This is a genomic window from Allobosea sp. (genome assembly GCF_048595345.1).
Taxonomy (GTDB): Bacteria; Pseudomonadota; Alphaproteobacteria; order Rhizobiales; family Beijerinckiaceae; genus Allobosea.
Window position 1 is genome coordinate 1 of record NZ_JBMDWH010000117.1, and the last position, 10,495, is coordinate 10,495.

General features: G+C 67.7%; 11 protein-coding genes. 5 read left to right on the forward strand and 6 right to left on the reverse strand.

Translation table 11 applies throughout. The features are described from left to right. A partial coding sequence (locus tag ACOJTB_RS11710; protein ID WP_420102696.1) for an AIR synthase related protein occupies positions 1 to 557 on the reverse strand: 557 nt, incomplete at its 3' end. A gap of 152 nt (positions 558 to 709) precedes the next feature. Here ACOJTB_RS11710 and ACOJTB_RS11715 point away from each other — a divergent pair. Both ACOJTB_RS11715 and vapC read left to right on the forward strand, forming a co-directional pair. Further along, entirely contained in the window at positions 710 to 922 is a 213-nt protein-coding gene (locus ACOJTB_RS11715; protein ID WP_420102697.1) for a type II toxin-antitoxin system VapB family antitoxin, read from the forward strand. Beyond that, positions 919 to 1,308, forward strand: a complete 390-nt coding sequence (gene vapC / locus ACOJTB_RS11720; RefSeq protein WP_420102698.1) for a type II toxin-antitoxin system VapC family toxin — start codon at positions 919 to 921, stop codon at positions 1,306 to 1,308. The genes ACOJTB_RS11715 and vapC overlap by 4 nt, the downstream gene beginning before the upstream one ends. Here vapC and ACOJTB_RS11725 read toward each other — a convergent pair whose 3' ends face one another. The 3 genes from ACOJTB_RS11725 to galU are packed head-to-tail and all read right to left on the reverse strand — an operon-like array spanning position 1,309 to position 3,556. Next, positions 1,309 to 1,746, reverse strand: coding sequence for an acyl-CoA thioesterase (locus ACOJTB_RS11725; protein WP_420102699.1), 438 nt, complete (start codon positions 1,744 to 1,746; stop codon positions 1,309 to 1,311). After that, positions 1,739 to 2,617, reverse strand: a complete 879-nt coding sequence (locus ACOJTB_RS11730) for a methyltransferase domain-containing protein (protein ID WP_420102700.1) — start codon at positions 2,615 to 2,617, stop codon at positions 1,739 to 1,741. Before ACOJTB_RS11730 ends, ACOJTB_RS11725 begins: the two co-directional genes overlap by 8 nt. A 57-nt stretch (positions 2,618 to 2,674) precedes the next feature. Beyond that, complete coding sequence (galU, locus tag ACOJTB_RS11735; protein ID WP_420102701.1) at positions 2,675 to 3,556, reverse strand: UTP--glucose-1-phosphate uridylyltransferase GalU; 882 nt, start codon at positions 3,554 to 3,556, stop codon at positions 2,675 to 2,677. Between the two features lie 171 nt (positions 3,557 to 3,727). On the opposite strand from galU, the gene galE reads away from it, so the two are divergent. The 3 genes from galE (at position 3,728) to ACOJTB_RS11750 (ending at position 7,342) form a co-directional block, all read left to right on the forward strand. After that, a complete protein-coding gene (gene galE, locus ACOJTB_RS11740) occupies positions 3,728 to 4,720 on the forward strand; it encodes a UDP-glucose 4-epimerase GalE (protein WP_420102702.1) in 993 nt (330 codons plus the stop codon). A gap of 121 nt (positions 4,721 to 4,841) precedes the next feature. Then, positions 4,842 to 6,071 (forward strand): lytic murein transglycosylase, encoded by a 1,230-nt coding sequence (locus ACOJTB_RS11745; RefSeq protein WP_420102703.1) that lies wholly within the window; start codon positions 4,842 to 4,844, stop codon positions 6,069 to 6,071. Positions 6,072 to 6,124: 53 nt separating this feature from the next. Beyond that, the gene (locus tag ACOJTB_RS11750; RefSeq protein WP_420102704.1) at positions 6,125 to 7,342 is read left to right on the forward strand and encodes an SGNH/GDSL hydrolase family protein; all 1,218 of its coding nucleotides are present in this window, start codon (positions 6,125 to 6,127) and stop codon (positions 7,340 to 7,342) included. Between the two features lie 114 nt (positions 7,343 to 7,456). Here ACOJTB_RS11750 and ACOJTB_RS11755 read toward each other — a convergent pair whose 3' ends face one another. Continuing rightward, on the reverse strand, positions 7,457 to 8,881 hold the full coding sequence (locus ACOJTB_RS11755; RefSeq protein WP_420102705.1) for a glutamate synthase subunit beta: 1,425 nt from the start codon (positions 8,879 to 8,881) through the stop codon (positions 7,457 to 7,459). A gap of 92 nt (positions 8,882 to 8,973) precedes the next feature. Further along, positions 8,974 to 10,495 (reverse strand): GltB/FmdC/FwdC-like GXGXG domain-containing protein (locus ACOJTB_RS11760; protein WP_420102706.1); only part of this gene is annotated, 1,522 nt, incomplete at its 5' end.

Genomic DNA, 10,495 nt, shown 5'->3' on the forward strand with positions numbered 1-10,495 from the left:
CCGACCGCCATCGCGTTGACGAGGATGTTGCCGTCATAGCGGCTGTGGAAACCGGTCGCGCCGCCGACATTCGGCACGCCGAAGGAATTGCCGTAGCCGCCGATGCCCGCGACCACGCCGGACACCAGATGGCGCGTGCGCAGATGCTCCGGCGAGCCGAAGCGCAGCGCATCCAGAACCGCGATCGGCCGTGCGCCCATGGTGAAGACATCGCGCAGGATACCGCCGACGCCCGTGGTCGCGCCCTGATAGGGCTCGATGAAGGAGGGGTGGTTGTGGCTCTCCATCTTGAACACGATGGCGAGGCCCTCGCCGATGTCGATCACGCCGGCATTCTCGCCCGGGCCCTGGATGACCCAAGGCGCCTTGGTCGGCAGCGTTTTCAGATGGATCTTCGAGGATTTGTACGAGCAGTGCTCGTTCCACATCGCCGAGACGATGCCGAGCTCGGTGATCGTAGGCTCGCGCCCGATCAGATGCAGGAAGCGCTGATACTCGTCCGGCTTGAGGCCGTGCTCGGCGACGAGCTGCGGGGTGATCTTGATGTCGTTCGGAATCACGGGCTCAGGCTTCCTGGCGGTCCGGCGGGCGATGGAAGGGGGCATAACCCGTGTGCGGCTGCGAGACAATGTTTGCGGCCGTCGCTTGTCGCAGCTGCATCGAATGTGTATAAATTACACACCTTATACACATCTTCTGGTGACGACGCATGCGCACCAATATCGAGCTCGACGACAAACTGCTGTCCGAAGCAATGGCGGCCACGGGCCTCTCGACCAAGCGGGCCACGGTGGAGGAAGCGTTGCGCATTCTCGTGCGCGAACACAAGGCGAGGCGTGCGCTCGAAGGGCTGGCAGGGCTGGGATGGGAAGGTGATCTCGACGAGATGAGGACAGATCTGTCCGATCCCGAGCGCCTGTGATCGCGGTTGATTCATCCGTTTGGATCGCGCTGCTGCGCCGGGCTCCCTCCGAAGCGGTCATCCGCCTGCAGGCCGTCGAGAGCGCCGCATCGATCCTCGTCGGCGACATCGTGCTTCTGGAGGTGCTGCGTGGCGCCCGTGACGACGCTCACGCCGCCGCGATCGAAACCAGGCTGCGCCAATTCCACATGCGGCCCATGCTGAACGCCGAGCTGGCGTCACAAGCCGCCGGGCACTACCGCAGGCTGCGGGCTCGCGGCATCACGATCCGGAAGTCGGCAGACCTCGTGATCGCCACATACTGCATCGCGCACAAGCATCACCTGCTGCACCAAGATCGCGATTTCGATCCGTTCGCCGAGCATTGCGGTCTGCTGACCGCCTGATCAGCCGCTCAACCTCGCCAGCGCCGCACGCAGCGGCTGCGCGATCGGCACCGGCTTCTGGTCGGCGCGCCCGACATAGACATGGGTGAAGCGGCCTTGCGCCGCCGCAAGTTCCCCGCCCTGCCGGAAGATGCCGATGCGGTAGGTGACCGAGCTGGTGCCCAGCCGCTCGACGGCGATGCCGGCCTCGACGGTTTCGGGAAAGGCGACGCTCTCGAAATAGGTGCAGCGCGTTTCGACCACGAGCCCGATGGTCTCGCTGCCGGCGATGTCGAGAAAGCCGTTCTCGGCCAGCCAGGCATTCACCGCCGTGTCGAACCAGGCGTAGTAGACGGTGTTGTTGACGTGGCCATAGGCGTCGTTGTCGTGCCAGCGCGTCGGAATAGCGCGGAAGAGGCGGAACGCCTCGCGGGTCTGGCGCGGCGCCCGCTCAGCCATCGTGCCGGTCCGGCTTGATCTCCGGTACGCCCAGCGCGTCGGCCAGCCGCGCCTTGGCGGAGCCAGGCTTCAGCGGCTTCTGCTGGCTCTCATGCGGCGCCCAGCCGGAGAGCCAGACGCATTCGAAGGTGGCGCGCAGGCGCCCGTCCGGGTCGGCGAAGCGCTCGGCATAGATCGCGGCGGCCCGAAGCAGGGTCCCGCGCCGCAGCGGGGTCCGCCGCCGGGCGAGCAGCCCATTTGCCCAGCCCATGGCACGCAGATCGCGCATCAGGCCGAAGGCATCGCCATAACGCACCGTCACGATCTCGCTGTCGATGACCGGCAGCGCGAAGCCGGCGCGCTGCAACAGCCCGCCCAGATCGCGCAGATCGCCGAAGGGGGCGATGCGGGGGCTGACCCCCCCGGTCGTTTCGCTCTCGGCTTCCAGCAGCGCCTGCCGCAGTTCCTGGAGCGTGCGTCCGCCGAGCATGCAGGCAATGAGCAGCCCGTCCGGGCGCAGGGCGCGCCGGATCTGCACCAGCGCGCCGGGCAGATCGTTGACGCCCTGAAGCGCCAGAAGCGAGACGGCCAGATCGAGCGAGCCGGCGGCAAAGGGCAGCCGCTCGAGATCGCCGATGAGATCGCAAGGCGCGCCCGGCGCCTCCGCCAGCCGCCAGAGTCGACCGGCCTTTCCCTGCAGCATGGGCCCGGCGACGGGCAGCGGCGTGCCGAGATCGGCGGCGATTTCGAACTGCCGCAGCACGGCACCCAGGCGTTCGTCCAGATCGCCGGCCACGCGCTGGAGCAGGAAATCGGGATAGCCGCCCGCGAGCGCGCGCCGGAGCCGCGAACGGCCCAGAGCGCGATCGAAGACGAGGCTCTGATCGCTCACCGGCTCATCTCCCCCACGATGCTGCCTTCGCTCCGGGGAAGCAGGGCCGCGCGGCGCTCAGCGTTCGAGCAGGCGCTCGATCTCGGCCCGCAGCTGCGGGCCGAGATCGCCGCGATCGAGCGCATAGGCGACATTGGCGGTCAGGAAGCCGATCTTGGAACCGGTATCGTAGATCTCGCCGTCGAAACGCACGGCATGGAAGCTCTCCTGATGGGACAGCGCGATCATGGAGTCGGTCAGCTGGATCTCGCCGCCCGCACCGGGTTCCTGATTGGCGAGCAGGTTGAAGATCGTCGGCTGCAGGATGTAGCGGCCGCTGACATGCAGGTTCGAGGGCGCGGTGCCCTTGGCCGGCTTCTCGACCATGCCGGTGATCTTCGTGACCTTGGCCTTGGCATCCTCGACCGCGACGATGCCGTACTGATGGGTCTGGTCCTCGGGCACGGGCGCGACGGCGATGTGGTTGCCGCCATGCTGCTCATAGGCCTCGATCATTTCGGCGAGGCAGCCCTTCCCCGACAGGCTGTAATGCAGCATGTCGGGCAGCAGCAGGGCGAAGGGCTCGTCGCCGACGATCTCGCGCGCGCACCAGACCGCATGGCCCAGGCCCAGCGGCGCTTGCTGGCGGGTGAAGCTCGTGCCGCCGGCGACCGGCAGGTCGGCCTTCAGCGCTTCCAGCTCCTTGGTCTTGTTGCGCCGGGCAAGCGTGTCCTCGAGTTCGTAGCCCATGTCGAAATGATCCTCGATCACGGCCTTGTTGCGGCCGGTGACGAAGACGATGTGCTCGATGCCCGCCGCGCGCGCCTCGTCCACCACATGCTGGACCACCGGCCGGTCGACGACGGTCAGCATCTCCTTGGGGACGGCCTTGGTCGCGGGCAGGAAGCGGGTGCCGAGCCCGGCGACGGGCAGGACGGCCTTGCGGATGCGTTTCGTCATGAAAGGTCCATTGATGCCTTGGCAAACGCCGTTGGCGGGCAGGGGAAAGCGACAGTACGCCGGCAGGCTGGCAACCGGCGACGACGCCCTATAGGAGAAAGCGCTTCACGACCCGTCAATGCTTTTTCGCGACGGCAGGGCGCGGGGCGGGTTGGAAGGGAGACGGGGCGCATGGCGATACTGGTTTCAGGCGGCGCCGGCTATATCGGCAGCCATATGGTGCTGGAACTCCTGGATCGGGGCGAAAAGGTCGTGGTCCTGGACGATCTGTCGACCGGATTCTGGCGCGCCGTGCCGCCGGAGGCGGTGTTCGTCCAGGGCGATATCGGCGACCAGGAGCTGGTCGGGCGCGTCATCGCCGAGCATGCTGTGAGCGAGATCGCACATTTCGCGGCGCGGATCGTGGTTCCTGAATCGGTCCAGGATCCCTTGGGCTATTATCACAACAATACCGTGAAGACCCGCGCGCTGCTGGAAAGCGCCGTGCGCGGCGGCGTAAAGCGGATCATCTTTTCCTCGACCGCGGCCGTCTATGGCGAGCCGGCGCTCTCGCCCGTGCCCGAGGAGATCGCGCTTCATCCGATCAATCCCTATGGCCGCTCGAAGCTCATGAGCGAATGGATGCTGCAGGATGCGGCCAAAGCGCACAGCCTGTCTTATGTCGTGCTGCGCTATTTCAACGTGGCCGGCGCCGACCCGAAGGGCCGCTCGGGCCAGTCGTCCGCCAACGCCACGCATCTCATCAAGGTCGCAAGCCAGGCGGCGCTCGGCCAGCGCGACGGCCTCACCATCTTCGGCAGCGACTATGCCACGCCGGACGGCACCTGCATCCGCGACTATATCCACGTCACCGATCTCGCCCGCGCCCATCTGGCGGCCCTCGACCATCTGCGCGAGGGTGGCACGAGCCTCACGCTGAATTGCGGCTATGGCCGCGGCTATTCGGTGCGCGAGGTGGTGGAGGTGGTGAAGCAGGTCTCCGGCGTCGATTTTCCCGTGACCATCGCGGAGCGCCGCGCCGGCGATCCCGCCTCGCTGGTCGCAAGGGCCGACCGCATCCGCGCTGAACTGGGCTGGACGCCCGCCCATGACGACCTGGCGCAGATCGTCCGCGACGCCCTCGCCTGGGAAGAGGCCCTCAAAACCCGGAACGCGACACTGTGACAGCCTCTCATCGGCTCGCTCGCGGACGGTTCTTGCGCTGCGAGGACATTGCCTTAACCGCTGATTAATCTTGTTCGGGCGCTCTGGAGGTGTTTTCCTGTCCCACAGAGCCGGAGTCCTCATGCGCCTGACCGTTCTCGCCGCCTCGGTCCTGATCAGCCTGAGCCCGGCGGCCGCGCAGGTCACGGGCTCGATCGGCCAGGCCAAGGCGCGCAGCGCACCGAGCGCGACGCCCGCCAGCGCGAACTTCGACATCTTCCTGCAGCGCCTCTGGCCGCAGGCGCAGGCGCGCGGCATCTCCCGCCAAACCTTCGATCTCGCCTTCCGCGGCGTCACACCGGATGATTCGATCGTCGCCCTCACGAAGAAGCAGTCCGAGTTCAGCGCTCCGATCTGGAGCTATCTCAACAGCGCGGTCGGCGGTGGACGGGTCGGGCGCGGCCAGGCCGTGGCGGCCGAGAATGCGGCCGTGCTCGCCCAGGTCGAGGCGCGCTACGGCGTGCCGAGGGAGGTCGTGCTCGGCGTCTGGGGCATGGAGACCAATTACGGCTCGTTCAAGGGCAACAAGGACGTCATCCGCTCGCTCGCGACGCTGGCCGCGATCCGCTATCGCGGCGACTTCTTCCGCGACGAATTGCTGGTCGCGCTGGAGCTGATCGAGAAAGGCTATGCCGGGCGTGACGAATTGCGCGGCTCCTGGGCCGGCGCCATGGGCCACACCCAGTTCATGCCGTCGAGCTATCTGAAATACGCCGTCGACTGGACCGGCAACGGCCATGCCGACATCTGGTCCTCCTCGAGCGACGCCATCGCCTCCACCGCCAATTACCTGAAGAGCTTCGGCTGGGTTCAGGGCCTGCCCTGGGGTATGGAGGTCGCACTGCCGAAGGGTTTCGACCACAGGCTGGACAAGGCGAGCTTCGCCGCCTTCCGCAGCGCCGGCGTCACCCGTGCCGATGGCCGCCCCCTGCCCTCTTCCGGCGAGGGCCGGCTGTTCTATCCGGCAGGCCATACCGGGCCGGTGATGCTGCTCACCGCCAATTTCGACGTCATCAAGAAATACAATTCGTCCGACGCCTACGCCCTCGCGGTCGGCCATCTCGGCGACCGCATCATGGGCCGCCCCGAGATCCAGGCCGACTGGCCGGTCAAGGCCGCCCGCCTCGACATGGCCGCCACCAAGGATCTGCAGCGGCGCCTGAAGTCGCTCGGCCTCTACGACCATGACGCGGACGGCCGCATCGGCACCGGCACGCGCGAGGCGGTGCGCCGCTACCAGATCAGCGTCGGCGAGATCGCCGACGGGTATCCCACGCCCTCCCTGCTCGCCCGCATGCGCGGCGGCCGCTGACAGCGCGGCGCGCGCGGCTTATGCTGCGCCCCGACGCCCGAACGGGATGACGGATGCGCCTGCTCTCGCTCGCCAACACCCTCGCCAAGTGCCTCGCTATCGCCGTCCTGCTCATGCTGGCCGGTGCCCTGCCCTCGCGCGCCCAGCAGCCGCCGCAGCAGCGCAGCCTGTTTCAGATGTTCTGGCAGTTGCCGGCCCAGCCGACACGCCCTCAGGCGCAGCCGCGCCAGCGGAGCGCGGCACCCGCTTTGCGCCGCAAGGCCGCCCCGGTGGTGGTGAGGGACGATCCCGTCATGCCCAAGGTCGATGTCGCCCACCACATCGTCGTGCTCGGCGACTCGCTGGCGAATCTCCTGGCCGACGGGCTCGAGGATGCGTTGGCCGATCGTCCCGATGCCGAGGTGATCGCGCGCGCCCGCGCCGATTCCGGGCTCGTGCGCAGCGATTTCTACGACTGGCCCAAAGCGGTGTCCGAATTGCTGACCGGCGAGCAGAAGCTCTCCATCGCCGTCATTCTCGTGGGGTTGAACGACCGCCAGCCTCTGCGAGAGGGCGAGCTCGTCCATGAGCCACTGAGCCCGCGCTGGCGCGAGCTTTACCGCGAGCGCGTCGACGTCATCGCCAGGGCCTTCGCCGAAAAGCGCGTCCCGCTGATCTGGGTCGGCGTGCCGCCCATGCAGAACGCCCGGCTTTCGGCCGACCTCGTCATGCTGAACGAGATGTATCGCGAGCGCGCGGAAAAGACCGGCGGCACCTATGTCGATCTTTGGGGCGGCTTCGTCGATGCCGAGAACCGCTATGCCGCCTCGGGCCCCGACGTCTCCGGCCAGACCACGCGGCTGCGGCTCGGCGACGGCGTGCATTTCACCAAGGCCGGCGCCCGCAAGGCGGCGCATTTCGTCGATCTCGTGATCCGCCGCCTGATCGAGGCGGCACCGAAGGCCGACATCATCGCTCTGCCCGGCCTGCCGCCGCAAACCGCGCCGACGGCGCCCGAATTGCAACCCAGCGGCGTCGAACGCATGATCGACCAGATGGTCGCGGGCCTGCCCATGCTCGGCCTCGCAGACGCCTTGCGTGCCCGCCCTCTGGCCGGACCGATCCAGCCCCTGACCGGACCTTCAGCGGCGCCCGACCAGCCCCTCCTGACCTCGCTGAGCGAAGCGCGCGGCGCCGCCGACGCCGCCCCGCCGCTCGACCGCCTCTTCACCCAAGGCCTCCCGCCCGACCCGGTTCCGGGACGGCTGGACGATGTCCGCTGGAGGCGGTGAAGAACCTCGTCGTTCTCGGGCGGCGCACAGCGACGACCCGAGAAGCTCGGGACGAGAATGCATCGGTCCTGAGATGGTCGGGGCGAGCCCGACCATGACGCCGATCCGATCGCCTCACACCGGCAGGATCGTCGCGCCCATCAGGTCCTTGTCGATCGCATGCGCCGCCTGGCGGCCCTCGCGGATCGCCCAGACCACCAGCGACTGGCCGCGGCGCATGTCGCCCGCGACATAGACCTTTTCGGCGCTGGTCTTGTAGCCGCGATCGTCGGCCACGACGTTGGAGCGCTTGTCCATCGCCACGCCGGCCTGGGCGAGCATGCCCTCGACGATCGACCCGGCAAAGCCGATGGCGAGGAAGCAGAGATCCGCCGGCAGCACGAACTCCGTTCCGGGGATCGGCTTGCGCTTGTCGTCGACACGGGCGCATTTCACGCCGGTGAGCCGGCCATTGCGGCCTTCCAACCCGAGCGTCGCCGCCTGGAATTCGCGCTCGGCGCCCTCCGCCTGCGAAGAAGAGGTGCGGAACTTGGTCGGCCAATAGGGCCAGACGGTCAGCTTGTCCTCGATCTGAGGCGGCATCGGCCGGATGTCGAGCTGCGTCACCGAGAGAGCGCCCTGGCGGAAGGCGGTGCCGACGCAGTCGGACGCCGTGTCACCGCCGCCGACCACCACGACATGCTTGCCCCCGGCGAGGATCGGCTCGATCTGCGAGACGTCCTCCCCGCCCACGCGCTTGTTCTGCTGGGTGAGGTAGGGCATCGCGTAATGCACGCCGGCGAGATTGGTGTCCGGCAGGCCGGGATCGCGCGGCAATTCGGCGCCGCCCGTCATCAGCACGGCGTCATGCCCGGCCACCAGCGTCTCGAACGGCACGGTGACGCCGATGTTCTGCCCATAATGGAAGGTGACGCCCTCGGCCTCCATCTGCTTCACGCGGCGGTCGATATGCTTCTTTTCCATCTTGAAGTCGGGAATGCCGTAGCGCAGCAGTCCGCCGGCCTTGGCCTCGCGCTCATAGACATGGACATCGTGCCCGACGCGGGCGAGCTGCTGGGCGGCGGCCATGCCGGCCGGCCCCGAGCCGACGATCGCGATGCGCTTGCCCGTGCGCTTGGCCGGGATTTCCGGCGCGATCCAGCCTTCTTGCCAGCCCTTGTCGGCGATCGCCTGCTCGATCGTCTTGATCGTCACCGGCATGTTCTCGAGGTTGAGCGTGCAGGCTTCCTCGCAGGGCGCGGGGCAGATGCGGCCGGTGAACTCCGGGAAGTTGTTGGTGGAATGCAGGTTGCGCAGCGCCGCTTCCCAGCCGCCGGAATAGACCAGCTCGTTCCAGTCCGGGATCTGGTTGTGCACCGGGCAGCCGGTCGGGCCATGGCAGAAGGGGATGCCGCAGTCCATGCAGCGCGCCGCCTGCTTCTTGACGTCGCGCTCCTCCAGCGGGAGCGTGAACTCCCGGAAATGGCGGATGCGGTCGCCGGCGAGCTGATACTTCTGCTCCTGCCGGTCGTATTCGAGAAAGCCCGTGACCTTGCCCATACCGTTGTCTCTCGCCGTCGGCACGGGCAAGGCCCGCGCATCACTGTCCTGATCGGGAAACCGGGGCCCGGGGCCCCGGCGGATAGCGTGCCTTATTCGGCGGCCTGCAAGCTGCGGGCCTGCTCCATCTCGCGCAGCGCGCGGCGATACTCCACCGGCATCACCTTGACGAATTTGGTGCGGTAATCCGCCCAGTTGTCGAGGATCGCGCGGGCCTTGGCCGAGCCCGTATAGGTGAAGTGGTTCGTCAGCATCTGCATCAGGCGCTCGTCGTCATGGCCGGACATGTCGGCCATGTCGATGCGGCCCTTATGCTCGAGATCACCGCCGTGATGGTGCAGCCTCTCCATCAGTTCCTCTTCCTCCTCGACCGGTTCCAGGTCGACCATGGAGAGGTTGCAGCGCGACTTGAAGGTGCCGTCCTCGTCCAGCACATAGGCGATCCCGCCCGACATGCCGGCCGCGAAATTGCGCCCCGTCTGACCGATGACCGCGACGACGCCGCCGGTCATGTATTCGCAGCCATGGTCGCCGGTGCCTTCCACCACCGCGATGGCGCCGGAATTGCGGACCGCGAAGCGCTCGCCCGCGACGCCGCGGAAATAGGCCTCGCCCGCGATCGCCCCGTAGAGGACCGTATTGCCGACGATGATCGAGCGCTCCGGAACTGCCTTGGAGGCCGGGTCCGGCTTCACGATCAGCTTGCCGCCGGACAGACCCTTGCCGACATAGTCGTTGGCCTGGCCGGTGAGTTCCACCGTCACGCCCGCCGCCAGGAAGCAGGCGAAGCTCTGGCCGGAGGTGCCCTTGAGCTTCACCGTGATGGTGTCCTCCGGCAGGCCGGCATGGCCATGCGCCTTGGCGACCTCGCCCGAGAGCATGGCGCCGGCAGAGCGGTCGACGTTCGAGATCGTCTCCTCGACCACGACGGGCTCGCCGGTCTCGATCGCGCCCCGCGCGGCGGCGATCAGCCTGCGGTCCAGCACCTCGTCGATCGGATGCTTCTGCCGCTCGACATGGCGGATCGCCACCTCGGGCAGATCGACCTTGTGGAAGAGCTTCGAAAAATCGAGGCCCTTGGCCTTCCAGTGGTCGATCGCGTCGCGCTTGTCGAGCAGGTCCGAGCGACCGACCAGCTCCTCGATCTTGGTGAAGCCCATCGCCGCCATCAGCCGGCGAACATCCTCGGCCACGAAGAAGAAGTAGTTCACCACATGCTCGGGCAGGCCCTTGAAGCGCTTGCGCAGCACCGGGTCCTGCGTCGCCACGCCGACCGGGCAGGTGTTGAGATGGCACTTGCGCATCATGATGCAGCCCGCCGCGATCAGCGGCGCGGTCGAGAAGCCGAACTCGTCGGCGCCCAGAAGCGCGCCGATGATCACGTCCCGCCCCGTGCGCAGGCCACCATCGACCTGCAGCGCGACGCGGCCGCGCAGCTTGTTCAGCACCAGCGTCTGCTGGGTTTCGGCGAGGCCGATCTCCCAGGGCGAGCCGGCATGCTTCAGCGAGGTCAGGGGGCTCGCGCCCGTGCCGCCCTCGAAGCCGGAGATGGTGATGTGGTCGGCGCGCGACTTGGCGACGCCGGCCGCGACCGTGCCCACGCCGATCTCGGAG